The sequence below is a fragment of the Bacillus sp. LNXM12-1 genome (genome assembly GCF_003004375.1).
In the GTDB taxonomy this organism is placed as follows: Bacteria; Bacillota; Bacilli; order Bacillales; family Bacillaceae; genus Bacillus.
Genome location: NZ_PVWX01000001.1, coordinates 703,068 through 726,123, shown reverse-complemented (window position 1 = coordinate 726,123; position 23,056 = coordinate 703,068). Strand labels below are relative to the sequence as shown.

Below are 23,056 nucleotides of genomic sequence, written 5' to 3'. Positions count from 1 at the left end.
ATTGCTTGAAAGGGAGCAGTAGATCATGAAAGATTTCTAGGGGGTTTATTTTAATGGCAGCCGATCAAAACGCCGCTCATAACGCAGAAGATAAGCTAGATGTTTTAAAGTCAACTCAAACCGTCATACATAAAGCGCTAGACAAATTAGGGTATCCGCAAGAAGTGTATGAATTGCTGAAGGAGCCAATTCGTCTATTAACGGTCAAAATTCCAGTACGGATGGATGATGGATCAGTGAAAATTTTCACTGGTTACCGCGCACAGCACAATGATGCTGTCGGACCGACAAAAGGCGGCATTCGTTTCCACCCAAACGTTACTGAAAAAGAAGTAAAAGCGCTTTCAATTTGGATGAGTTTAAAATGTGGTATTGTGGATCTTCCTTATGGCGGAGGAAAAGGCGGTATTATCTGTGATCCAAGAGAAATGTCATTTAGAGAGCTTGAAAAACTAAGCCGCGGCTATGTTCGCGCAATCAGTCAAATCGTTGGTCCAACAAAAGATGTACCAGCACCAGATGTGTTTACAAACTCTCAAATTATGGCATGGATGATGGACGAATATTCTAGAATTGATGAATTTAACTCGCCAGGATTTATTACAGGAAAACCAATTGTTCTTGGAGGGTCACACGGACGTGATACTGCAACAGCAAAAGGTGTGACGATCTGCATCAAAGAAGCGGCGAAGAAAAAAGGAATTGACATCAACGGGGCTCGTGTTGTCGTACAGGGATTCGGAAATGCAGGAAGCTACTTGGCTAAATTCATGTATGATGCCGGAGCAAAAATCGTAGGGATTTCAGATGCTTACGGCGGATTATACGATGAAGATGGTCTTGATATTGACTACTTGCTAGACCGGCGTGACAGCTTTGGAACCGTGACTAAATTATTTAACGATACCATTACAAACCAAGAGCTGCTTGAGCTTGATTGTGATATCTTAGTACCTGCAGCCATTGAGAACCAAATCACTGAAGATAACGCGGCAAACATTAAAGCCAAAATTGTCGTAGAAGCAGCAAATGGTCCAACGACACTTGAAGGAACAAAAATTCTTTCAGATCGTGGAGTACTGCTTGTCCCAGACGTACTTGCGAGTGCGGGTGGTGTAACGGTTTCTTACTTTGAATGGGTGCAGAATAACCAAGGGTTCTACTGGACTGAAGAGGAAGTCGAAACTCGTTTAGAAGATATGATGGTGAAATCATTTAATAATATTTATGAAATGGCGCAAAACCGCCGCATCGATATGCGTCTTGCTGCATATATGGTCGGCGTACGTAAAATGGCTGAAGCTTCTCGATTCAGAGGCTGGATTTAAGCGGCTTATTTGCATCGCGCCTTAAAATCTCCTATCCTTAAATAGGAGATTTTTTTATGGAATGGAACAAATCATTAAACAGCTAGCAGTTGTTATTGTATTGAAACGACAGGAGTGGAACAAATGAAACAAGAAAAAGCGATCATAATAGGAGGCGGCCCATGCGGGCTATCAGCTGCCATCGCGTTCAAGCAAATCGGAATTGATGCACTTGTCATTGAAAAGGGGAATGTCGTTAACAGTATTTATCATTACCCAACACATCAAACCTTTTTCAGTACAAGTGAAAAGCTTGAGATTGGTGATGTCGCTTTTATTACTGAAAATCGCAAGCCCGTTCGTATCCAGGCGCTTTCTTATTACCGAGAAGTAGTCAGACGAAAAAGCCTGCGTGTGCATGCCTTTGAAAAAGTAACCGCTGTGACGAAAAAAGATGGCTGTTTTACCGTGAGCACATCAAAAGACGACTATTCATGTGATTATGTCGTGATTGCTACTGGTTACTATGATCATCCAAACTATATGAACGTCAAAGGAGAAGACCTTCCTCATGTGTATCATTATTTTAAAGAAGGACACCCATACTTTGATAAAGATGTGACGGTGATCGGCGGGAAAAACTCAAGTGTCGATGCAGCGCTAGAACTTGTGAAATGCGGAAGCAGAGTCACTGTGCTGTATCGAGGAACTGAATATTCGTCTAGCATCAAACCTTGGATTTTACCAGAGTTTGAAGCGCTTGTGCGGAATGGAACCATCCGAATGGAGTTTGGAGCGCAGGTGAAGGAAATCACAGAAGAAGAGGTGATTTTTACAAACCAGCAAGATCAAACGGAGCGAGTGAAAAGTGATTATGTTTTTGCCATGACAGGCTATCATCCAGATCATTCTTTCTTAGAAAAAATGGGTGTGACAATTGATCAAGAATCAGGCCGTCCAGCATTTGATGAACAGACGATGGAGACAAACGTAGAAGGTATTTTCATTGCAGGAGTCATTGCAGCTGGAAATAATGCCAATGAAATTTTCATTGAAAATGGAAGGTTTCATGGGGGGCTTATTGCAGAAGAAATCAACAAAAGAATGAACGGATAAAAAAAGAACTGGATCCTTCTGAGGGATTCGGTTCTTTTTGATATAAAATGGGATTATATAGAAGAATATTTTCATAAAAATGGGCTCGAGTCATATAAAAAAAGGGTAAATCATGGTACGATAATGAAGGATAATGTAGGGAAAGAGGTCTGGTTATGATCGCAATCATCTCAGCAGGTTTAGCTCCCGGCATCGCACTTTTAAGTTATTTTTATTTGAAAGATCAGTACGACAATGAGCCGGTTCACATGGTCATCAGATCTTTTATGCTAGGCGTTATACTTGTGTTTCCAACCATGTTTATTCAATATGTCCTTCAAGAGGAGCATATTGCAACGAACCCTATCTTGATTTCATTTGTGACGTCAGGTTTTTTAGAAGAATCTTTAAAATGGTTTATTTTAATGGTCAGCGTCTATGCGCATGCCCAGTTTGACGAACACTATGATGGGATTGTATATGGAACAAGTGTCTCACTTGGTTTCGCAACACTTGAAAATATTCTTTACTTGGTCGGGCATGGGGTTGAATATGCGTTCACCCGTGCTTTATTACCCGTCTCAAGTCACGCTTTATTCGGTGTTGTGATGGGGTTTTATATTGGGAAAGCCCGTTTCTCTGCAAAAAAAGAGCAAGTGAAATGGTTGATCCTATCTTTAACGCTCCCAGTACTTTTTCACGGCTTATATGATTTTATTCTTCTTGGCATGAGAAATTGGGGATATATTATGCTGCCATTCATGATTTTTTTATGGTGGTTTGGCCTGCGGAAAGCAAAAAAGGCTCGTTCCGTGAAAATGGTGCAAATTTAATGTGGAAAACGTCCTATCAGTTGATAGGGCGTTTTTTTTGTCTTTTCATCCAATTCACTCCTGTGATGAATGTATAAAAATAGGGATCGGAAGAAATATATATTCAAACATCAAAAGTACAGGAGGATCAAATATGGACAAAGCTCGTTTCATGAAACAAATCGTCCTTATCTTCTCAATCGTTCTACTCGCAGCTTCACTGATGTCAGCTGAAAAAAGTGAAGCCTTCACCAGTCAAGTCATCCAGCGAGGTGCAACAGGAGAAGATGTAGTCGAGCTGCAAGCACGGCTCCAATATAATGGCTTTTACAATGGCAAAATTGATGGTGTATATGGCTGGGGGACGTACTGGGCCGTTCGCAACTTTCAAAGCCAATATGGTGTAAAGAAGGTCGATGGACTTGTAGGTAAACAAACAAAAAGCCTATTAGTTCAAAAGACAAAATACTATAAAGACTTTGTTCAGCAGCAGCTGCAAAAGGGGAATGAGTTTACCCATTATGGCGGGAAACCTCTTGATCAGCAAACAAAAGCTTCTGCGAAAAGAAGCTCACAAAAAAAGACAGCTCAAGGGGCAAAAGAGAATCAAAAAAGTCAAAGCGGAGGAAGCGGGACATCTGGAAAGACTGGGAATCAGTCAGGCAATCAGCAAGCAAACCAAACACCGAAACAAACGGCAGCCAACATGCCAGGTGGTTTTTCTAGTAATGATATTCAGCTCTTATCACAAGCTGTTTATAGCGAAGCAAGAGGCGAGCCGTATGAAGGTCAGGTGGCGATCGCTGCCGTTATCTTAAATCGATTGAACAACCCGACTTTTCCAAATACGATCGCAGGTGTTATTTTTGAACCGCTTGCATTTACAGCTGTGGCGGATGGTCAATTTTATATGTCGCCAAATGACACTGCTAAAAAGGCTGTGTTTGATGCCATTAACGGCTGGGACCCGTCTGAGAGCGCCGTCTATTACTTTAATCCTGATACAGCAACCAGTCCATGGATTTGGGGAAGACCACAAATTAAACGAATCGGGAAACATATTTTCTGCGAATAAAAAGAGGTGTAAATAAATGATCAGAGGAATATTGATTGCCATTTTAGGAATTGCTGTCATCTCAACAGGTTATTGGGGCTATAAAGAGCATCAAGAAAAAGACGCAGTGCTGCTGCACGCAGAGAACAACTATCAAAGGGCTTTTCACGATTTAACATACCAAGTGGATCAGCTGCACGACAAACTTGGGGCAACGCTTGCGATGAACAGCCAAACGTCGATTTCACCAGCACTTGCAGATGTATGGAGAATGTCATCAGAAGCACATAACAATGTGAGTCAGCTTCCGCTCACATTAATGCCTTTTAACAAAACGGAAGAATTTTTGGCGAATGTCGGAGACTTTAGCTACAAATCATCAGTCAAATCCTTATCAGATGAACCATTAAACAAAAATACGCACAAAACCATTACGTCTTTATATCATCAAGCGGCTGATATCCAAAACGAACTGAGACAAGTACAGCACCTTGTCCTCAATAAAAATTTAAAATGGATGGATGTTGAAATGGCGCTTGCTGATGGCGACCGAAAGAATGATAACACCATCATTGACGGGTTGAAAACAGTCGAGAGAAATGCAGATGCATTTGCGGATGTCAATCTCGGTCCGACAAATGTGTCGACAGAATCAGAAACACATGGCTACAATCATTTAAAAGGGAAAAAGATCTCAAAGAAAGAAGCGATACGCATTGCCCAGCAATTCGCACCTGATCATAATCAACATTTTAAGGTCAGAAAAAGCGGAAGCAAAACCAATCGAGATGTGTACAGCTTATCGATGTCAGATCCTGATAGTAAAGCGAATTTCTATTTAGACTTGACTGAAAAAGGAGGGCACCCAGTCTACCTTCTTCAAAATCGAGACGTAAAAAAACAGAAAATCAGTTTAAATGATGCATCAGAAAAAGCACTCAGCTTCTTAAAGAAGCAAGGATTTGATGCAGAGTCGTTCCATTTAGATGAAAGCGCGCAATTTGATAATATCGGTGTATTTACCTATGTACCTCTTCAAAAAAATGTACTGCTTTATCCAGATAGTATACGCATGAAGGTCGCATTAGATGATGGTGAGGTGGTTGGATTTTCAGCGAAAGACTATTTAACGAATCATAAAACAAGAGACATAAAAGCACCTAAAATCTCACAAAAAGAAGCGAAGAAAACATTGAATCAGCATGTAAAAATCGAAGATTCTCATGTAGCGATTGTTCAAAATGATATGTCAGAGGAAGTTTTGTGCTATGAGTTCCTCGGAACTATTAAGAACGATACGTACCGAATGTTCATTAATGCGGATACTGGAAAAGAAGAACGAGTAGATAAACTAAAAAACGCAGAACCTATATATAAAGACCTATAGAAAAGGAAGCGAGGAAAAGGCGACTAAGCCTTTTCCTTTTGTTTTATACATGGTTTAATATAGGAGAGGATATGATTTCACAGATGAAAAGAGTGATGAGGAATGTTACAAATAGGGGATGCAATCACAATTGAATACGTCAATGAGAACAAAGAAGTGAAAATTGCAAAATCGAAAGTTTTGGAAAATAATAACGATGATATTTGCATTAATTATCCAGCTGATAAAGAAACGGGCCGCACGATCTATTTAAACCAGCAAACAGAAATCACCGTTTTCTTTTTCGATGAAAATCAAATTCCATACAAATGTACAAGCGAAGTCATCGGAAAGAGGAAAGAAGATATTCCGATGATTGTCATTTCCATTCCGCCAAAAGAAGAAATGATTCGGCTTCAGCGCAGAGAATACCTGAGAGTCGATACAATGGTCAAAGCGGCGATCACGCAAACGGATGAAGAAGCCTTTGACACGTTTATTGTCAATATGAGTGCTGGCGGCTTAGCAATTGCTGTTCCTGAAGGTGTCTCATTGAAAGAATACGGAGAAGTGGTCACAGAGTTTGAACTTCCGCTGAAAGAGCCTGTGAAAATTAAAGCGGTTGCAGAGATGAATCGAGTATATCAAGATGAGCAGACTGGCAAAACAAGAGCGATCATGGAGTTTTCTGAGATTACAAATGACCACCAGCAGCACATTATGAAGTACTGCTTCCAGCAGCAGCTTTTAACACGGGTAAAAAAAGCATAAGAATAAAGGATGTTAAAAGCTTCCATACTAGAGGTGAAAGAATCTAGCGTGGAGGCTTTTTGTATGAAGACAATGGAAAGATGGTTATTGAAAGCGGTGCTCATTCAGCTTGTCTTATTATTAGCCGTTCAGATCACACTTCATTTGACAAAAGGAGAACTCTTTTTGTCAAAAGTCGTGCAATACGAGGGTGTAAATAACATGAGCATTGAAGATTGGATCGAAACGTTTAAGCAGAAGGATTGATAGAAAATTCCCCCGTTTGAGCGGTGATCGTGTTACAATTCATAAGGGAGATTCAATCAAGGAGAGGTATTATGAAAAAGAAATTATCTATCGCAATTGACGGTCCTGCTGCAGCAGGAAAAAGCACTGTGGCAAAAATTGTCGCAGCAAAAAAATCATATATCTATATCGATACAGGTGCCATGTACCGCGCGATTACACTTGCGGCACTTAATCATGGTGTAGACCTTGAGGACGAAACAGCACTTGATGCATTACTAAAAAAAACTGTGATTGATCTGGTCTCAACGGACGAGGGTCAAAAAGTTCATCTAGACAATACCGATGTCACAGAGGATATTCGCACAGACCGCGTGAGCAACCAAGTATCGGTTGTCGCAAAGCACAGAGCTGTTCGGGAAGAAATGGTCCGCAGGCAGCAAGAGCTTGGTCAAAAAGGCGGTGTCGTTATGGACGGAAGAGACATAGGTACGCACGTTCTTCCAGATGCCGAAGTGAAAATTTTCTTGCTTGCATCAGTAGAAGAAAGAGCAAAACGCCGTTTTGAAGAGAATCAGAAAAAAGGCTACGATGTCAATTACGATCAGCTGATCGAAGAGATTGCAAGACGTGACAAACTTGATTCTGAGCGCGAAGTTTCGCCACTTAAGAAAGCGGATGACGCCATTGAAATTGACACAACTTCTCTTTCCATTCAAGAGGTAGCAGGTAAAATTTTAGATGCAGCAGACCGCGTGGAGAAACAGTAAGAAATTTTAGAAAACTTTAATAAGTTAGAGGTTTATCTCTTGACAAACAAGGTCTTTTATTAGAAGTTTATACTAATACTATTTTTATTGATCATTCAAGCAATTATATTGATTTGAATGTTTCTTTAATACATATTCGGCTGGTAATCATCATGCTTAAGACACATATTCGCCCAGTCGTTTTAACTAAGCTGTGTAGGTTTGGACCAAGGAGGTTATCGAAATGACAGAGGAAATGAATCAAATCGATGTTCAGGTACCAGAGGTTGGAGATGTAGTGAAAGGGATTGTTTCTAAAGTTGAGGACAAGCATGTCAATGTAGATATCGTCAATGTGAAACAGCCTGGGATCATCCCAATCAGTGAATTATCAAGTCTTCACGTTGAAAAAGCATCAGATGTCGTGAAAGATGGCGACGAGTTAGAGCTTAAAGTAACAAAAGTCGAAGACGATGCTTTGATTTTATCGAAACGTGCTGTTGATGCAGACCGCGCTTGGGAAGACCTAGAGAAAAAGTTTGAGACAAAAGAAGTATTTGAAGCTGAAGTAAAAGACGTTGTAAAAGGTGGTCTTGTCGTAGATATTGGTGTGCGTGGATTTATTCCTGCATCTCTTGTAGAAGCGCACTATGTAGAGGACTTCTCAGACTACAAAGGTAAAACACTCTCACTTGTCGTGGTCGAACTTGACCGCGAAAAAAATCGTGTGATTCTCTCGCACCGTGCAGTAGTGGAGCAAGAGCAATTAGACAAAAAGCAAGACTTCCTGCAAAAGCTTGAAGTAGGCAGTGTGATTGATGGTAAAGTGCAGCGCCTTACTGATTTTGGTGCATTTGTAGACATTGGCGGCATTGATGGATTGGTTCACATTTCTCAACTATCCCATGCGCATGTTGAAAAGCCATCTGACGTAGTGGAAGAAGGCCAGGAAGTCCAGGTCAAAGTACTTGCTGTTGATCGTGATAACGAACGTATCTCACTATCTATTAAAGAAACATTACCAGGACCTTGGAGCCAGATTGGTGAAAAGGTAAAACAAGGTGATGTGCTTGAAGGAACTGTTCAACGTCTTGTGAGCTTTGGTGCATTTGTTGAAATTCTGCCAGGCGTCGAAGGACTTGTGCATATTTCCCAAATCTCTCATAAACATATCGGTACACCGCAAGAAGTCCTTGAAGAAGGGCAGACTGTGAAAGTGAAAGTGCTTGATGTGAATGAAGATGAAGAGCGCATTTCATTAAGCATCCGTGATTTAGAAGAAAATCCTGAAAAACAAATCGAAGAGAATTATCGTCAATATCAGGCGAAAGAAGAAAACACAAGCGGATTCCAGCTTGGTGACCTGATCGGCGATAAGCTTAATAAATTAAAATAATTTGGTGATCAAAATTGACGAGAGCAGAAAGAAAGAAGCAGCATATTGAACATGCCTTGTCCACTGGACAGCATGCAGCAACAGGTTTAAAAGATGTTTCCTTCGTTCACGTCGGTCTACCAGATCTTGCGACATCACAAATTGATACACATACGACAATTGGCGGACTGACTTTCGGTTCGCCAATTTTTATCAATGCAATGACTGGCGGGGGCGGAAAGTCGACCTATGAGATCAACCGCTCTTTATCGATCGCAGCGAAGGAAACGAATATTCCGGTGGCAGTTGGATCACAAATGGCTGCACTGAAAGATAAAGAAGAAAGACGTACGTATGAAGTTGTTCGAAAAGTCAATCCTGATGGAATTGTGTTTGCGAACTTAGGCAGTGAAGCATCGATTAAGCAAGCGGAGGAAGCAGTCGAGATGCTGGAGGCCAATTTGCTCCAGATTCATTTAAATGTGATCCAAGAGATCGTCATGCCTGAAGGAGACCGTGATTTCAGGGGGGCGCTTGAGCGCATCGCAGCCATCGCTGAATCAGTTGGTGTGCCTGTTGTCGTAAAAGAAGTCGGATTTGGCATGAGCAAGGAAACGGCAAAAAAGTTATTTCATGCTGGAGTTGCGGCCGTTGATGTAGGAGGATTTGGTGGTACGAACTTTTCAAAGATCGAAAATCTTCGCCGCCAAAAAGCGCTTCATTATTTTGACCAGTGGGGGATTCCAACAGCAGCGAGTCTTGCTGAAGTACATACAAGTTTTCCAGATCAAACGGTTTTAGCCTCCGGAGGTATACAAGACGCCCTTGATGTAACAAAATCAATTGCTCTTGGCGCATCCGCTGCTGGTCTAGCTGGCTTTTTCTTAAAATCACTGACTGGCGGAGGGGAGAGCGGCCTCATCGCTGATATCATAGATCTTCAAGAAGATGTGAAGATGATGATGACAGTGCTTGGCGTGAAGACCATTGAAGAACTGAGAAAAACCCAGGTTGTCATTTCCGGGGAAACAAGTCATTGGCTCAAAGAAAGAGGCATCGACACAACGTACTATAGTTTAAGATCAAAGAAGAAAAAGGACTAAAATCAAGTTTAGCCCTTAAACATCTAAGGCATGTGGTCATCACATGCCTTTTTTTATTGATTTCTTCTTCGTGCGCTATCTGGACCTTCTAATGCTGTTGCCCCTTTATGATGAATGGATTGATCACGGTCAGATTCCACTCTTTTTGATGCCTTTAAGCGTTTTTCCTGTCTATCTTTTCCCATCATGCATCCCTCCTCAATTATTAGAGTGTCACCTCTTGTTTATTTCATACAATGTCCAAAGCGATCCCTTACGTTTAAAAATTGGGGATTTTCCCATAATGTAATTGAGGTGATGAGACGTTGGAGGCTTTGTACTATTATTGGTCCATATGGTTCGTTTGGATTATGGTGACATTTATTATGGAAAAAAGCTCATGGCGCAGTATGCTAGGCGTTTGTGTCCTCGTCCATATTATATGTAGTCATTTCATGGTATCCATGTTTGATATGAGCCTCAATGCGGGGTACTTGATGACCTTTTTATATGCATGTGCAGGTTTCGTTATATTCCGGTCTGGCCATCAAATGATGAGAATCATGCAATTAGGCTCCATGGTGAGCGCATATGCCTTTTTTATGATTTTTGCATTATATGACCCGGTTTGGTTCACGCTAATAAAAGTGGATTGGGTCGTATTTGCCTTGCTGATCTTGATGTCTTTGACATATGGACATCATTTCACAGAACGAGTCACCCTATGGATGATGTCTGTATGTCTTGGCGAAGCCCTTTATGCGCTGACGATTCACCGCCTGACATCATCGATTGTCATAGGAGATCTCTCTTTTCTGTCCCTTGTTGTTCAAGGGTCCATCTTCCTATTAGGTGTCGATCAGCTTGAAAAGCTCTTGAACGCCCGTTCATCAAGAAAACCAGTAAAAGGGGCTGCAAAATCAACATGACGGATTATACGTTTCCTGTGATTATTGGTGTCATCTTTGGGATGGCGGCCAGACTTTATATGTTAAGAACAGATTACCGGCAATACCCCACGTATATTCATGGACAAGTGATTCATATTGCGCTTGGTTTTATCGCTTCAGGACTTGGTGCGATCATTATGCCTGCACTCATTCAGGAGGAATTTACGGCGATTACCTTTCTCACGCTGGCGGCCACACAATTCCGAGACGTCCGCAATATGGAAAGAAATACGTTAACTCAAATGGATTCATATGAGCTAGTCTCAAGAGGCAGTACATATATAGAAGGCATTGCCATTGCCTTTGAAAGCCGGAATTATATTGCGATTCTCACGGCACTGATTACGACCACAGCCTGTATTTTCTTCTCGCTCGTTATTGGGACAGTGGTCGGTATTCTTTGTTTTTTCTTGGCAAAGCTATTAATGTCTGGCAGCCAATTAAAGGATATTGTCAATATACAAAAAGGAGAGCTTCGCTTTGATGGGGCAGGGCTTTATGTGAATGATATTTACATCATGAATATCGGACTGCCCGAAAAGCAAAAGCTCATTTTAGAGCATGGGATGGGCTTTATTTTGACGCCGAAAAATTTCAACTCAGCCACAACGATTGCCAATCTTGGGCAGCGGCAAGCCATTTTATTTGATTTATCCAACGTACTTGGTGTGTATCGCGACTCTGGTGAACCATCGCTCTGTCCGCTCGCAAAACGTGATCTAAATAACGGCACACTTGGCGTGTTCATTTTACCGCAATGGTATCGTGAAGATTTGGCTGTCCGTGTATTGGAAGAAGTGCCTATTTTAGAAAATGCCATCAGAATGCCGACAGAGTTCATAAAAAAGAAAGTGAGGTAATAGAGCATGGCGAACACCATTGAACAATTTATACTCGCTGTGGCTACAACAAATAAAGAGCGGGTCATGGGCGGAACAGCCGTTTTTTTCTGTGAAAATAAAGAAGAACTCGACATGTACGCCATGAATTTAGAGGCCATTTTAGATGGAATTGCACACGGAATTGGAGAAGATCTTTACTTGATTGTCAAACATTTTTAAGTTATTCATTGTGGTCTGATTAAAAATTGATATAATATATAAGTTGAACCCTTCATGTTTGAAGGGTTTATTTCATAAAACTGAATGAAAATTTTAAATCCCGGTTGAAACATGATGATGAACATATTGAATCGCGGCTGGATTGAAAGGAAGGGTACTATGGGTAAACCTGTCGTAGCCATTGTTGGAAGGCCCAACGTTGGAAAATCTACAATTTTTAATCGAATCGCAGGCGAAAGAATATCGATTGTAGAAGACACACCTGGTGTAACAAGAGATCGAATCTATAGCTCTGCTGAATGGTTAAATTATGACTTTAACTTAATAGATACTGGTGGAATTGATATTGGAGATGAGCCATTTTTAGCGCAAATTCGCCATCAGGCAGAAATCGCAATGGATGAAGCGGATGTCATTATCTTTATGGTGAATGGCCGAGATGGTGTCACATCTGCGGACGAAGAAGTCGCAAAAATTTTATATCGCACGAAAAAGCCAGTTGTACTTGCTGTCAATAAACTGGACAACCCTGAAATGAGAAGTGACGTGTATGACTTTTATGCACTAGGGTTTGGCGAACCGTATCCGATTTCTGGAACGCACGGATTAGGTCTAGGTGATTTACTTGATGCTGTCGCAGAACACTTCAAAAATTTACCAGATACACAGTATGCTGAAGAAGTTGTTCAGTTCTGCTTAATCGGCCGCCCGAATGTAGGGAAATCTTCTTTAGTGAATGCAATGCTTGGAGAAGACCGGGTCATTGTGAGCAACATCGCTGGTACAACAAGAGATGCTGTGGATACGATGTTTACGTACAATCAGCGTGACTTTGTCATTGTCGATACAGCAGGTATGAGGAAAAAAGGAAAAGTATATGAAACAACAGAGAAATACAGTGTGCTTCGTGCATTAAAAGCCATTGATCGTTCTGATGTTGTCGCTGTTGTTCTAGACGGTGAAGAAGGCATTATTGAGCAGGATAAACGTATTGCAGGCTATGCACACGAAGCTGGTAAAGCTGTTGTGATCGTTGTGAACAAATGGGACGCTGTTGAAAAAGATGAGCGTACAATGAAGGAATTTGAGCAAAACATTCGCGAGCATTTTCAATTCCTGGATTATGCACCTGTCTTGTTTATGTCTGCTCTCACGAAAAAGAGAATTCATACGTTAATGCCATCCATTATTACAGCTAGTGAAAATCATGCGATGCGCGTTCAAACGAATATTTTGAACGATATCATCATGGATGCAGTGGCAATGAATCCAACACCGACTCATAATGGACAGCGTCTGAAAATTTACTATGCGACACAGGTGGCTATTAAGCCTCCGTCCTTTGTGGTGTTTGTAAATGATCCAGAGCTTATGCACTTTTCTTATGAACGTTTCCTAGAAAACCGCATTCGAGATGCATTTGGTTTTGAAGGAACACCGATTAAAATATTTGCGAGAGCGAGAAAATAAAAAGGGTGAGCAGAATGAAGAAAATTTCAGTACTTGGAGCAGGAAGCTGGGGGACAGCTCTTGCTCTTGTATTAGCTGATAATCATCATGATGTACACATGTGGGGACATAGACAAGAGCTCATTGACCAAATCAATGAGAAACATGAAAATCATGATTACTTGCCAAATGTCTCACTGCCAGCGTCTATCAAGGCGACGACAGACATGAAGCAGGCGTTAGAGGGGACAGACGCTATTATTGTCGCTGTGCCAACAAAGGCCATTCGTGAAGTATTAAAGCAGGCAAATGAGCTGATCATATCGAAAGTGCCGTTTGTTCATGTAAGTAAAGGGATTGAACCAGATACACTTCTGAGAATATCTCAAATGATTGAACAAGAAGTCCCAGATGAGAAAAGAGAAGCTGTTGTTGTCTTATCAGGGCCGAGCCATGCCGAAGAAGTAGGCTTGCGTCATCCGACAACTGTCACTGTCTCATCAGAAAATATTGAAGCGGCTCAATTTGTTCAAGATTTGTTCATGAACAACAACTTTAGAGTATACACAAACCCAGATGTGATTGGTGTAGAAATTGGCGGAGCACTGAAAAATATCATTGCTCTTGCGGCAGGGATCACAGACGGACTTGGATATGGTGACAATGCGAAAGCGGCGCTCATCACTAGAGGACTCGCTGAAATCGCACGTCTCGGTACAAAAATGGGAGGAAATCCTCTGACATTTGCCGGATTAACAGGCGTGGGAGATTTGATCGTGACATGTACAAGTGTTCATTCGCGTAACTGGCGCTGCGGAAATCTACTTGGTAAAGGGTATAAGCTTGAAGAAGTGCTTGAAAAAATGGGGATGGTTGTTGAAGGCGTACGTACAACAAAAGGCGCTTATCAGCTCTCCAAAGAATACAAGGTCAGCATGCCGATTACAGAGGCGCTTTACCACGTCTTATTTGAAGGGAAAAAGGTCGACGATGCTGTAGAATCATTGATGGCACGTGTGAAAACACATGAAATGGAAGACCTTGTGAACATGTTTGAAAACCAAACAAAATAAATGGAAGACTGAACTTAGGCATGTAGAGGATGCAAGAAGGGGAAGACTTGCATAACATAGCAATGAAGTTTGAATAGAGCTTTGCCTCTACAGAATGAGGAAAAATAGTCGATTTAATGACTGAAGCAGAGTCCCCCTCTTTGCTTCAGTTTTTTTATGCGCTTTTTTCTGAATGATTGGAAAAATGATTGATATTTACCTTATTTTTGGTTTAGAATGAAATATAAACGCTTACAATTTGTTCGTTTTGAAGGGGGACAGGCACGATGAGTTTTGCTTTAATCAAGATGTGGTTTGCGCTTGGTTCAATGGGGCTCATGTTTTTAGCCGTAGTAACCATTTATTTCAGTCGATTTAAGCTGAAAAGCCGGTTTCTTAAAATAACAGCCTCGACCGTCGCATACAGCTTGATGCTTATATCAGGTATCATTGTGTTTTTAGTTGTATTTAGCGGGCCGGTCAATGAATAAAGAAAAAGGAAGAATGTGATGATCAAAGCAAAAGTCAGTGTCACGTTGTTAGCACTTATTTTACTAACAGGATGTCTGTATCCAGAAAATCGCAAAACTGAAAACCGTGTGCCATATGAAGAACAGCTGCAAAGCGTTCAGACAGCGATTGAGGAATTTCAAAAAGCAACAAATGGCCTTTTGCCGATTGAAACGAAAGAAGCAGACACGCCGGTTTATCAGAAGTACGTCATCGACTTTAAGCGCTTGTCACCAAGATATTTACACGATGTACCGTCTACATCTTTTGAAGGCGGGGGCGAATATATGTATGTCCTCACAGACGTCGAAAAAAAACCAACGGTGAAACTGCTTGATGTCAAAATGACGCAAACCATCAGTGAATTACGGCTTAGAATCAAAATATATCAAGATGAACATACATATCCGCCATATGGCAAAGTAGTATCAAGCAATTTATATACGTTAAATGAAAAAAAGCTAGGCTTAAAATCGCCGCCTACGGTCATGAGTCCGGTGACGGGGAATTCCCTCCCGTTACTGATTTCATCAAATGGCGAAATCTATGTGGACTACCGAAGTGATTTTGCTCATATTTTGAAGAATACGAAACAAAAGCTCAAACCAGGTGAAAACATTCAAGATGTCTATTGGCAGGAAACCCCGTTTGTACCCGCGTTTTCTGTCCCATATACCATCAACAAAAAAGGTGAGCCTGACTTTTTAGAAAAAAAGACGTCATAAACAAGAATGAACCTTTTTCCTCTGCATATAAATGAGGAGAAAGGTTTTTTTATGGCTAAACATACTCTCAAAACAAAAAAGGTGTCATATTCAAATAGGACAACGTCATACACATATATTGTCCAGACACCTTTCAAGCACAGTTTGATTGAAGAATAGAGTATTTTATTTGAAAACGAGGATAGCAAGTCCGGGAGGGGATCACTTGGAAAAAGTCGATATTTTCAAGGATATCGCTGAACGAACAGGAGGCGATATATATTTAGGAGTCGTTGGCGCTGTTCGTACAGGGAAATCTACGTTTATTAAAAAGTTTATGGAGCTCGTGGTGCTCCCGAATATCAATAATGAGGCAGATCGTGCAAGAGCACAGGATGAATTGCCGCAAAGTGCAGCAGGAAAAACCATTATGACCACTGAGCCAAAATTTGTACCGAATCAAGCGGCATCGATCCATGTGAGTGACGGTCTTGATGTCAACATCAGGCTTGTTGATTGTGTCGGATACACAGTCCCTGGTGCGCGCGGGTATGAAGATGAAAATGGTCCAAGAATGATCAACACGCCGTGGTATGAAGAGCCAATCCCGTTCCATGAAGCAGCGGAAATTGGCACACGCAAGGTCATTCAAGAGCATTCAACCATCGGTGTTGTGATTACAACAGATGGTTCCATTGGAGAAATCCCAAGACATGATTATATTGAATCTGAAGAACGTGTGATTGATGAGCTCAAAGAGGTTGGAAAGCCGTTTATTATGGTAATCAACTCTGTGAGGCCATATCACCCTGAAACAGAAGCGCTGCGGCAGGAACTCAGCCAAAAATATGATATTCCAGTACTCGCCATGAGTGTAGAAAGTATGAGAGAGCAAGACGTCCTTAGTGTGCTTCGTGAAGCATTATATGAATTCCCAGTCCTAGAGGTGAATGTGAACTTGCCAAGCTGGGTCATGGTGCTGAAAGAAGATCATTGGCTGAGAGAAAGTTATCAGGATTCAGTGAAGGAAACCGTAAAGGATATTAAAAGATTAAGAGATGTTGACCGTGTCGTTGGTCAATTCAGCGAATTTGACTTTATTGAAAGAGCGGGCTTAGCAGGGATTGAAATGGGTCAGGGGATTGCGGAGATTGACCTGTACGCCCCAGATGATCTATATGATCATATTCTAAAAGAAGTGGTTGGTGTGGAAATTAGAGGGAAAGACCATCTTCTAGAGCTCATGCAAGATTTTGCGCATGCGAAGACAGAATATGATCAAGTATCAGACGCATTAAAAATGGTGAAGCAGACGGGATACGGGATTGCGGCCCCGGCCTTGTCAGATATGAGTTTAGATGAGCCAGAAATCATTAGGCAGGGCTCGAGATTCGGCGTGAGATTAAAGGCGGTTGCGCCATCTATTCATATGATTAAGGTAGATGTAGAGAGTGAATTTGCACCGATTATTGGAACAGAGAAACAAAGTGAAGAGCTCGTCCGCTACTTAATGCAAGACTTTGAAGATGATCCGCTTTCGATTTGGAATTCTGATATATTTGGGCGCTCACTCAGCTCCCTTGTCAGAGAAGGTATTCAAGCAAAGCTGTCGCTGATGCCAGAAAATGCAAGGTATAAGCTGAAAGAAACGCTTGAAAGAATCATCAACGAAGGATCAGGCGGTTTGATCGCCATTATCCTATAGCATGTGAGACCTCTCATTGACAGGGGTCTTTTTTTGCGTATTGAATGAGTCATAAAAAGACAAATGTATAAAGATTAGTCAGATTCAGGCTGAAATTAGGAATATTCGTTCGCAAAAGTGCCCTTAATCCTTGACGAATAAGGATTCTTCCCTTTAAAATGCTTGATATGGTATTTCATATGTGTTAATCTACTTACAGAAAATCTTCACTTTGTTGGACAAACATTCCTTCAAAGAGTTGTTTTCTAATGAATAGCCATGTATAACGCTTTCTAGACGCTCTTTTTTTCGAAAAAAGTGTATAGAAAGAAGATGAATTGTGAAGAAATGATAACAATCTACTGAATGCATATTTTTGGGAGGAGGTGAAAGGCATGAACAAGACAGAACTTATTAACGCGGTTGCTGAAGCAAGCGAGTTATCTAAAAAAGACGCGACAAAAGCAGTTGATTCTGTTTTTGATACAATTTTAGATGCACTTAAAAATGGTGACAAAATCCAACTTATCGGTTTTGGTAACTTTGAAGTACGTGAGCGTTCAGCTCGTAAAGGACGTAACCCACAAACTGGTGCAGAGATCGAAATCCCTGCAAGCAAAGTACCTGCTTTCAAACCAGGTAAAGCACTTAAAGACGCGGTGGCAGGTAAATAATCGTTATGTGTAATGATCCTATTGCAGGAGTTATACATATACAGTTTCACACTGGTCTAGAAAAGCCCCTTTCATAAGGGGCTTTTCCTTTTGAATCAAAAGGTTCGTTTAGAACGCTCTCCTTTGCTTTTAGGATCTGAAGTGTGCTAGAATCTGATTGAAATGTAATCGCCTTTGGAGGATATAATACATGAGTGAAATAAATAAAGAACTAATTGAACACGCAGTACGCGATATATTAAAAGCCATCGGAGAAGATCCAGATCGTGAAGGACTTCTTGATACCCCAAAACGAGTAGCAAAAATGTATGAAGAAGTGTTCTCGGGATTAAATGAAGATCCAAAAGAACATTTTAAAACCATTTTTGGTGAAGACCACGAAGAACTCGTTCTTGTAAAAGATATTGCTTTCCATTCAATGTGTGAACACCACCTTGTACCTTTTTACGGAAAAGCCCATGTCGCTTATATTCCGCGCGGCGGAAAAGTAACGGGACTTAGCAAACTTGCAAGAGCTGTAGAGGCTGTTGCCAAACGCCCGCAGCTTCAGGAACGCATTACATCAACCATTGCAGATAGTATGGTGGAAACACTCAATCCGCATGGCGTGATGATTGTCGTTGAAGCAGAACATATGTGTATGACGATGCGCGGAGTGAAAAAGCCAGGTGCTAAAACCGTGACATCAGCAGTACGCGGTACATTTGCAAATGATACGGCGGCAAGAGCAGAAGTGCTTTCCTTTATTAAAAACGACTAATTCAATAGATGGAAGGTGAACAGATTGAGTGAAAATAAAGCATCTGATTTTGTAGTGATTAAAGCCATTGATAATGGTGTAAATGTCATCGGCTTAACTAGAGGCTCTGATACAAGATTTCACCATTCCGAAAAGCTCGATAAAGGTGAAGTCATCATTGCACAATTTACTGAGCATACGTCAGCGATCAAAGTAAGAGGCGATGCTGTCATTCAAACAAGCTTCGGTGAAATTCAAAGCGAAGCAAAGAAATAAGCACTTGAATGCACTTGATAGCATAAAAGTGAGAGCTGATATGGTATAATAAATCTCTATACAATGTGCAGGGCTACATATGAAACTGTAATTTTTGGGACAAGGGTGATATCTTTGCAAGACATCTACGGAATTTTATCTAATCTAAATATAAAATTAAATAAAAAGCTTTCTCATCCTTATTTGGCGAAGCATTTACGTGCGCCACTCATCGATGAAGATAAGCTCCTTCTTTTTCATGCAATGTTTGATGAAGCTCAAATTGATGCAGAGAAAAAAGAAAATTATATTTTAACGGCGATGCTTGTACAAATTGCCCTTGATACCCATGACGAAGTCACAACTGCTGCAGCCATCAAACAAGACGAATTCAAAAATCGTCAGCTGACCATCCTAGCAGGAGACTATTTCAGCGGTCTCTATTATTCTCTTCTCTCTGACATGAAAGACATCTACATGATTCGCACGCTCGCAACGGCGATCAAAGAGATCAATGAACATAAAATTAGACTGTATGATCGATCCATTCAAGATGCAGCGCACTTTTACAAAAGTGTAGCAACTGTTGAGTCTGCGTTATTCCAAAGGGTTTCTGAGCATTTTCAATTAACGCATTGGAATGAGATTGCAAGTCGTTTCCTTGTTTATAAGCGTTTCATGAAACAAGCAGAAGATGACAAACATTTAAAACTTTTTTTGAACGATAGCTATACGGACGCCTATACATGTTTTGACAACTTTGAGAAGGAAGGCTATGAAAAGGCCAAACGATCGATCAAGGAGCATCTTGTTTCATCTCCGGTCGTTCAAAAAGAGCTATTAAATCGCTTGGATCATATGAAAAATGAGCCTGCGTACCATCAGAAAGTGGAAGAAGGGTAAGTCATGCAGCAATCAAAAGAACAGCGAGTACACGGTGTATTTGAAAAAATTTATAAAAATTATGATCAAATGAACTCTGTCATCAGCTTTAAGCAGCATAAAAAGTGGCGCGATAAAACAATGAAACTCATGAATGTTCAAAAAGGAGCCAAAGCATTAGACGTATGCTGCGGAACAGCCGATTGGACCATTGCGCTTGCTGATGCTGTAGGCGAAAAAGGCGAAGTCAAAGGCCTTGATTTTAGTAAAAATATGCTGAGTGTTGGAGAAACGAAGGTGAAAACTGGGGGCTATAATCAAATTGAACTGCTTCACGGCAATGCGATGGAGCTTCCTTTTGAGGATAACACATTTGATTATGTCACGATCGGTTTTGGCCTACGAAACGTCCCTGATTACTTAACGGTGCTAAAGGAAATGACAAGAGTCGTGAAGCCTGGTGGAATGGTTGTCTGTCTTGAGACATCACAGCCTGAAATGATTGGGTTTAAACAAGGTTACTATGTCTATTTCAAATACATCATGCCGCTCTTTGGTAAACTGTTTGCCAAAAGCTATCAGGAGTATTCATGGCTTCAAGAATCAGCCAAAGCGTTCCCTGGCATGAAAGAACTGGCGGCTCTTTTCGAAGAGGCGGGTCTGTCTGATGTCTCGTATCATCCATTTACAGGCGGTGTAGCAGCAACACATATCGGAAAGAAGCTTTGAATAAACGATATTTGGGTGAAAATAATGAAACTAAAAGCAATGATCTCTTTTTTAAATCATGATATCGATATTATTGAAAAAGAGCTTGAACAAACAGTTCGCTCTGATTATGCATTATTAAGTGAAGCAGGTCTTCATTTGCTGCAAGCGGGCGGAAAACGAATCCGCCCCGTTTTTGTTCTCCTTTCAGGCATGTTTGGCGACTATGACATTAATAAAATTAAATATGTTGCCGTTGCTCTTGAGCTGATTCATATGGCATCGCTCGTTCATGATGATGTCATTGATGATGCTGAGCTGAGAAGAGGCAAGCCAACGATTAAGGCAAAATGGGACAATCGAATTGCCATGTACACAGGAGATTATATGTTTGCAAGATCACTTGAGTATATGACAAAGATCAATCACCCAATGGCGCATGAAATTTTGTCAAAGATGGTCGTCGAGCTCTGTCTTGGTGAAATCGAGCAAGTGAAAGACAAATACAATATGGATCAAAACCTGCGTACATACTTAAGAAGAATCAAACGAAAAACAGCCTTGCTCATTGCAGGCAGCTGCCAGTTAGGTGCGATAGCAGCAGGTACAGATGAGAAAACACATAAAGCCCTTTACTGGTTTGGCTATTATGTCGGTATGTCCTATCAGATCATTGATGATGTGCTTGATTTCACATCAACTGAAGAAGAGCTTGGTAAGCCTGTTGGGGGAGACCTTTTACAAGGAAATGTCACACTCCCGGTCTTATATGCACTGAAGAACCAGGCACTCGAAGGCCAATTAAAGCTGATTAATAGTGAAACAACGGAAATGCAGCTGAAGCCTGTGATTGAACATCTCAAACAAACAGATGCGATCGACCGCTCGATTCGAGTGAGTGAAATGTATTTGAAGAAGGCATTTGAACAGCTGGACAAACTTCCTCGAGGACGAGCGAAAACGTCACTCGCCTCCATTGCCAAATATATTGGAAAACGAAAATTCTAATCAACATGTTGTTGATTGGTTTTTTTGTGAAATTTTTTGTCAAAAATTGATTATTATAAAAAAAAATGATACGATCACTTTGTAACAATGTAAGCCTATACATACATAACGACGGGGTGGAGAACGTATATGGACAAAACATTTCTTATGGTCAAACCTGATGGTGTGGAAAGACAATTAATCGGTGAAATTGTGTCAAGATTCGAAAAAAAGGGGCTTCAGCTTGTTGGTGCAAAACTAATGAGTATTCCAAAAGAAGTAGCAGAAACACATTACGGAGAGCATAAAGAAAAACCATTTTTCGGGGAATTGGTTGACTTTATTACGTCAGGACCAGTATTTGCAATGGTATGGCAAGGTGAACAGGTAGTAGATGTAACAAGACAGATTATCGGCAAAACAAACCCGAAGGAAGCACTTCCAGGCACAATAAGAGGAGACTATGGATTGACGGTTGGAAAAAACATTATCCATGGCTCAGACTCACCAGAAAGTGCTGAAAGAGAAATCAACTTATTCTTCAAACAAGAAGAACTCACAAGCTGGGATCAAACCATCTCAAGCTGGATTTATTAAGGTTCAAGCCAAGGTGTTCATCAAATGAGCACCTTGGCTTTTTTTATATGAATATTTCTACACGAAATTTCGCATGAGAAGATACAAATTTTCGATAAAAACAGCTATACTAGGACAAAGATAGATGAGACAGGAGAGGACTTTGATGGATCAATATCAAGTATTTGTCGGAAAATGGAAAAAACTAACCGGGGTGGATCTGAATTTATATAAAGAAGCACAAATGAAACGAAGATTAACGTCACTTTATGATAAAAAAGGATATAGAGATTTTGAAGCATTCGCGGCTGCCCTTGAAAAGGATAGAGCACTATTAGATGAGACGATGGATCGAATGACGATCAATGTGTCAGAATTTTACCGAAACTATCAGCGCTGGGAAGTGCTTGACCAAAAAATTCTTCCGCTGCTTTCGAAAAACAGCGGCACCCTAAAAATATGGAGTGCAGCATGTTCGACAGGAGAGGAGCCGTATACACTCTCAATGCTTCTATCAAGCCATCCGCTCGTGAAGGACTTCCAAATTATTGCAACTGATATTGATGATAAAGTTCTGCAATCAGCTCAAAAAGGAAGATATCATGAACGATCATTGCAAGAGGTACCAGATCAAATCAAGCAAAAATATTTCACAAAAGAAGATTCTTCATTTTACACTGTGAAGGATGATGTGCGAAAGCACATTCAATTTAAGAAGCACAACCTTTTAGCAGATCCTTATGAAAAACAGCTTGATCTTATCGTGTGCCGAAATGTCCTCATTTACTTTACAGAAGAGGCAAAAGAAGAGATTTACTTGAAAATGAGCAGCAGTTTAAAACCAAATGGCGTATTATTTGTGGGTTCTACTGAACAAATTTTTCACCCAGAAAAGTTTGGACTGACATCTGCTGATACTTTCTTTTATCAAAAGAAGGGGTTGTAGCTGACTTTTTAGTAGTAAGTGTGTTATCATAGTTTTACTTAAA

27 protein-coding genes are annotated in these 23,056 nt (G+C 40.8%); 26 read left to right on the top strand and 1 reads right to left on the bottom strand.

Annotated elements, in window-relative coordinates:
* Positions 1 to 53 precede the first annotated feature (53 nt).
* The 10 genes from C6Y07_RS03725 to fni all read left to right on the top strand — a co-directional run bounded on the left by C6Y07_RS03725 (position 54) and on the right by fni (position 9,857).
* Positions 54 to 1,328, top strand: coding sequence for a Glu/Leu/Phe/Val family dehydrogenase (locus tag C6Y07_RS03725; protein ID WP_007500982.1), 1,275 nt, complete (start codon positions 54 to 56; stop codon positions 1,326 to 1,328).
* Between the two features lie 123 nt (positions 1,329 to 1,451).
* The gene (locus C6Y07_RS03720) at positions 1,452 to 2,423 is read left to right on the top strand and encodes a YpdA family putative bacillithiol disulfide reductase (protein WP_034661101.1); all 972 of its coding nucleotides are present in this window, start codon (positions 1,452 to 1,454) and stop codon (positions 2,421 to 2,423) included.
* 155 nt (positions 2,424 to 2,578) lie between these two features.
* Positions 2,579 to 3,235 carry a glutamic-type intramembrane protease PrsW gene (gene prsW, locus C6Y07_RS03715; RefSeq protein WP_060596752.1) on the top strand — a complete coding sequence of 219 codons (657 nt, stop codon included), beginning with the start codon at positions 2,579 to 2,581 and terminating at the stop codon, positions 3,233 to 3,235.
* A gap of 133 nt (positions 3,236 to 3,368) precedes the next feature.
* Entirely contained in the window at positions 3,369 to 4,289 is a 921-nt protein-coding gene (sleB, locus tag C6Y07_RS03710; protein WP_060596751.1) for a spore cortex-lytic enzyme, read from the top strand.
* 16 nt (positions 4,290 to 4,305) lie between these two features.
* Entirely contained in the window at positions 4,306 to 5,655 is a 1,350-nt protein-coding gene (ypeB, locus tag C6Y07_RS03705; RefSeq protein WP_106039213.1) for a germination protein YpeB, read from the top strand.
* A gap of 102 nt (positions 5,656 to 5,757) precedes the next feature.
* Positions 5,758 to 6,405: a flagellar brake protein gene (locus tag C6Y07_RS03700; RefSeq protein ID WP_060596750.1), complete on the top strand. Its 648-nt coding sequence runs from the start codon at positions 5,758 to 5,760 to the stop codon at positions 6,403 to 6,405.
* Between the two features lie 63 nt (positions 6,406 to 6,468).
* Positions 6,469 to 6,651, top strand: a complete 183-nt coding sequence (locus C6Y07_RS03695; RefSeq protein WP_034661090.1) for a YpfB family protein — start codon at positions 6,469 to 6,471, stop codon at positions 6,649 to 6,651.
* A 71-nt stretch (positions 6,652 to 6,722) separates the two neighbouring features.
* Positions 6,723 to 7,400 (top strand): (d)CMP kinase, encoded by a 678-nt coding sequence (gene cmk, locus C6Y07_RS03690; protein ID WP_034661088.1) that lies wholly within the window; start codon positions 6,723 to 6,725, stop codon positions 7,398 to 7,400.
* A gap of 223 nt (positions 7,401 to 7,623) precedes the next feature.
* A complete protein-coding gene (rpsA, locus tag C6Y07_RS03685) occupies positions 7,624 to 8,775 on the top strand; it encodes a 30S ribosomal protein S1 (protein ID WP_034661087.1) in 1,152 nt (383 codons plus the stop codon).
* Positions 8,776 to 8,789: 14 nt separating this feature from the next.
* A complete protein-coding gene (fni, locus tag C6Y07_RS03680) occupies positions 8,790 to 9,857 on the top strand; it encodes a type 2 isopentenyl-diphosphate Delta-isomerase (protein WP_060596749.1) in 1,068 nt (355 codons plus the stop codon).
* A gap of 53 nt (positions 9,858 to 9,910) precedes the next feature.
* Here fni and C6Y07_RS03675 read toward each other — a convergent pair whose 3' ends face one another.
* Positions 9,911 to 10,042 carry a YpzI family protein gene (locus tag C6Y07_RS03675; RefSeq protein ID WP_066030721.1) on the bottom strand — a complete coding sequence of 44 codons (132 nt, stop codon included), beginning with the start codon at positions 10,040 to 10,042 and terminating at the stop codon, positions 9,911 to 9,913.
* Positions 10,043 to 10,162: 120 nt separating this feature from the next.
* Between C6Y07_RS03675 and C6Y07_RS03670 the strand changes: the two genes are divergently transcribed.
* The 16 genes from C6Y07_RS03670 to C6Y07_RS03590 all read left to right on the top strand — a co-directional run bounded on the left by C6Y07_RS03670 (position 10,163) and on the right by C6Y07_RS03590 (position 23,013).
* Positions 10,163 to 10,765: a YphA family membrane protein gene (locus tag C6Y07_RS03670; protein ID WP_223249886.1), complete on the top strand. Its 603-nt coding sequence runs from the start codon at positions 10,163 to 10,165 to the stop codon at positions 10,763 to 10,765.
* The gene (locus C6Y07_RS03665) at positions 10,762 to 11,646 is read left to right on the top strand and encodes a YIEGIA family protein (protein WP_034661083.1); all 885 of its coding nucleotides are present in this window, start codon (positions 10,762 to 10,764) and stop codon (positions 11,644 to 11,646) included. The genes C6Y07_RS03670 and C6Y07_RS03665 overlap by 4 nt, the downstream gene beginning before the upstream one ends.
* 6 nt (positions 11,647 to 11,652) lie before the next feature.
* On the top strand, positions 11,653 to 11,847 hold the full coding sequence (locus C6Y07_RS03660; RefSeq protein WP_003215794.1) for a capping complex subunit for YIEGIA: 195 nt from the start codon (positions 11,653 to 11,655) through the stop codon (positions 11,845 to 11,847).
* Between the two features lie 159 nt (positions 11,848 to 12,006).
* Positions 12,007 to 13,317: a ribosome biogenesis GTPase Der gene (gene der, locus C6Y07_RS03655; protein WP_034661082.1), complete on the top strand. Its 1,311-nt coding sequence runs from the start codon at positions 12,007 to 12,009 to the stop codon at positions 13,315 to 13,317.
* A gap of 14 nt (positions 13,318 to 13,331) precedes the next feature.
* Entirely contained in the window at positions 13,332 to 14,369 is a 1,038-nt protein-coding gene (locus C6Y07_RS03650; RefSeq protein ID WP_060596748.1) for an NAD(P)H-dependent glycerol-3-phosphate dehydrogenase, read from the top strand.
* Positions 14,370 to 14,635: 266 nt separating this feature from the next.
* Positions 14,636 to 14,839: a DUF2768 domain-containing protein gene (locus C6Y07_RS03645; RefSeq protein ID WP_034318888.1), complete on the top strand. Its 204-nt coding sequence runs from the start codon at positions 14,636 to 14,638 to the stop codon at positions 14,837 to 14,839.
* An 18-nt stretch (positions 14,840 to 14,857) separates the two neighbouring features.
* Positions 14,858 to 15,583, top strand: a complete 726-nt coding sequence (locus C6Y07_RS03640; protein WP_034661080.1) for a hypothetical protein — start codon at positions 14,858 to 14,860, stop codon at positions 15,581 to 15,583.
* Between the two features lie 205 nt (positions 15,584 to 15,788).
* Positions 15,789 to 17,267 carry a stage IV sporulation protein A gene (gene spoIVA, locus C6Y07_RS03635; RefSeq protein ID WP_008344534.1) on the top strand — a complete coding sequence of 493 codons (1,479 nt, stop codon included), beginning with the start codon at positions 15,789 to 15,791 and terminating at the stop codon, positions 17,265 to 17,267.
* Between the two features lie 374 nt (positions 17,268 to 17,641).
* Complete coding sequence (gene hbs, locus C6Y07_RS03625; protein WP_003215863.1) at positions 17,642 to 17,920, top strand: non-specific DNA-binding protein Hbs; 279 nt, start codon at positions 17,642 to 17,644, stop codon at positions 17,918 to 17,920.
* A gap of 190 nt (positions 17,921 to 18,110) precedes the next feature.
* Positions 18,111 to 18,680, top strand: coding sequence for a GTP cyclohydrolase I FolE (folE, locus tag C6Y07_RS03620; RefSeq protein WP_034661079.1), 570 nt, complete (start codon positions 18,111 to 18,113; stop codon positions 18,678 to 18,680).
* Between the two features lie 24 nt (positions 18,681 to 18,704).
* On the top strand, positions 18,705 to 18,935 hold the full coding sequence (mtrB, locus tag C6Y07_RS03615) for a trp RNA-binding attenuation protein MtrB (protein ID WP_008344541.1): 231 nt from the start codon (positions 18,705 to 18,707) through the stop codon (positions 18,933 to 18,935).
* Between the two features lie 114 nt (positions 18,936 to 19,049).
* Positions 19,050 to 19,817, top strand: coding sequence for a heptaprenyl diphosphate synthase component 1 (locus C6Y07_RS03610; protein ID WP_060596747.1), 768 nt, complete (start codon positions 19,050 to 19,052; stop codon positions 19,815 to 19,817).
* A 3-nt stretch (positions 19,818 to 19,820) separates the two neighbouring features.
* Positions 19,821 to 20,525: a demethylmenaquinone methyltransferase gene (locus C6Y07_RS03605; protein ID WP_034661076.1), complete on the top strand. Its 705-nt coding sequence runs from the start codon at positions 19,821 to 19,823 to the stop codon at positions 20,523 to 20,525.
* A gap of 24 nt (positions 20,526 to 20,549) precedes the next feature.
* Positions 20,550 to 21,512 (top strand): heptaprenyl diphosphate synthase component II, encoded by a 963-nt coding sequence (gene hepT, locus C6Y07_RS03600; protein WP_034661075.1) that lies wholly within the window; start codon positions 20,550 to 20,552, stop codon positions 21,510 to 21,512.
* 129 nt (positions 21,513 to 21,641) lie between these two features.
* On the top strand, positions 21,642 to 22,088 hold the full coding sequence (ndk, locus tag C6Y07_RS03595) for a nucleoside-diphosphate kinase (RefSeq protein WP_034661072.1): 447 nt from the start codon (positions 21,642 to 21,644) through the stop codon (positions 22,086 to 22,088).
* 145 nt (positions 22,089 to 22,233) lie between these two features.
* A complete protein-coding gene (locus tag C6Y07_RS03590) occupies positions 22,234 to 23,013 on the top strand; it encodes a CheR family methyltransferase (protein ID WP_066030725.1) in 780 nt (259 codons plus the stop codon).
* Positions 23,014 to 23,056 lie beyond the last annotated feature (43 nt).

What these genes read in the sequence shown, in the direction of transcription:
- C6Y07_RS03720 (WP_034661101.1), top strand. Translation starts at nt 1,452, where the DNA reads ATGAAACAAGAAAAAGCGATCATAATAGGAGGCGGCCCATGCGGGCTA.
- C6Y07_RS03665 (WP_034661083.1), top strand. Translation starts at nt 10,762, where the DNA reads ATGACGGATTATACGTTTCCTGTGATTATTGGTGTCATCTTTGGGATG.
- ndk (WP_034661072.1), top strand. Translation starts at nt 21,642, where the DNA reads ATGGACAAAACATTTCTTATGGTCAAACCTGATGGTGTGGAAAGACAA.
- C6Y07_RS03590 (WP_066030725.1), top strand. Translation starts at nt 22,234, where the DNA reads ATGGATCAATATCAAGTATTTGTCGGAAAATGGAAAAAACTAACCGGG.
- C6Y07_RS03660 (WP_003215794.1), top strand. Translation starts at nt 11,653, where the DNA reads ATGGCGAACACCATTGAACAATTTATACTCGCTGTGGCTACAACAAAT.
- C6Y07_RS03650 (WP_060596748.1), top strand. Translation starts at nt 13,332, where the DNA reads ATGAAGAAAATTTCAGTACTTGGAGCAGGAAGCTGGGGGACAGCTCTT.
- hbs (WP_003215863.1), top strand. Translation starts at nt 17,642, where the DNA reads ATGAACAAGACAGAACTTATTAACGCGGTTGCTGAAGCAAGCGAGTTA.
- ypeB (WP_106039213.1), top strand. Translation starts at nt 4,306, where the DNA reads ATGATCAGAGGAATATTGATTGCCATTTTAGGAATTGCTGTCATCTCA.
- C6Y07_RS03725 (WP_007500982.1), top strand. Translation starts at nt 54, where the DNA reads ATGGCAGCCGATCAAAACGCCGCTCATAACGCAGAAGATAAGCTAGAT.
- sleB (WP_060596751.1), top strand. Translation starts at nt 3,369, where the DNA reads ATGGACAAAGCTCGTTTCATGAAACAAATCGTCCTTATCTTCTCAATC.
- C6Y07_RS03675 (WP_066030721.1), bottom strand. Translation starts at nt 10,042, where the DNA reads ATGGGAAAAGATAGACAGGAAAAACGCTTAAAGGCATCAAAAAGAGTG.
- C6Y07_RS03640 (WP_034661080.1), top strand. Translation starts at nt 14,858, where the DNA reads ATGATCAAAGCAAAAGTCAGTGTCACGTTGTTAGCACTTATTTTACTA.
- C6Y07_RS03695 (WP_034661090.1), top strand. Translation starts at nt 6,469, where the DNA reads ATGAAGACAATGGAAAGATGGTTATTGAAAGCGGTGCTCATTCAGCTT.
- prsW (WP_060596752.1), top strand. Translation starts at nt 2,579, where the DNA reads ATGATCGCAATCATCTCAGCAGGTTTAGCTCCCGGCATCGCACTTTTA.
- C6Y07_RS03605 (WP_034661076.1), top strand. Translation starts at nt 19,821, where the DNA reads ATGCAGCAATCAAAAGAACAGCGAGTACACGGTGTATTTGAAAAAATT.
- rpsA (WP_034661087.1), top strand. Translation starts at nt 7,624, where the DNA reads ATGACAGAGGAAATGAATCAAATCGATGTTCAGGTACCAGAGGTTGGA.
- C6Y07_RS03645 (WP_034318888.1), top strand. Translation starts at nt 14,636, where the DNA reads ATGAGTTTTGCTTTAATCAAGATGTGGTTTGCGCTTGGTTCAATGGGG.
- hepT (WP_034661075.1), top strand. Translation starts at nt 20,550, where the DNA reads ATGAAACTAAAAGCAATGATCTCTTTTTTAAATCATGATATCGATATT.
- der (WP_034661082.1), top strand. Translation starts at nt 12,007, where the DNA reads ATGGGTAAACCTGTCGTAGCCATTGTTGGAAGGCCCAACGTTGGAAAA.
- folE (WP_034661079.1), top strand. Translation starts at nt 18,111, where the DNA reads ATGAGTGAAATAAATAAAGAACTAATTGAACACGCAGTACGCGATATA.
- cmk (WP_034661088.1), top strand. Translation starts at nt 6,723, where the DNA reads ATGAAAAAGAAATTATCTATCGCAATTGACGGTCCTGCTGCAGCAGGA.
- C6Y07_RS03700 (WP_060596750.1), top strand. Translation starts at nt 5,758, where the DNA reads ATGTTACAAATAGGGGATGCAATCACAATTGAATACGTCAATGAGAAC.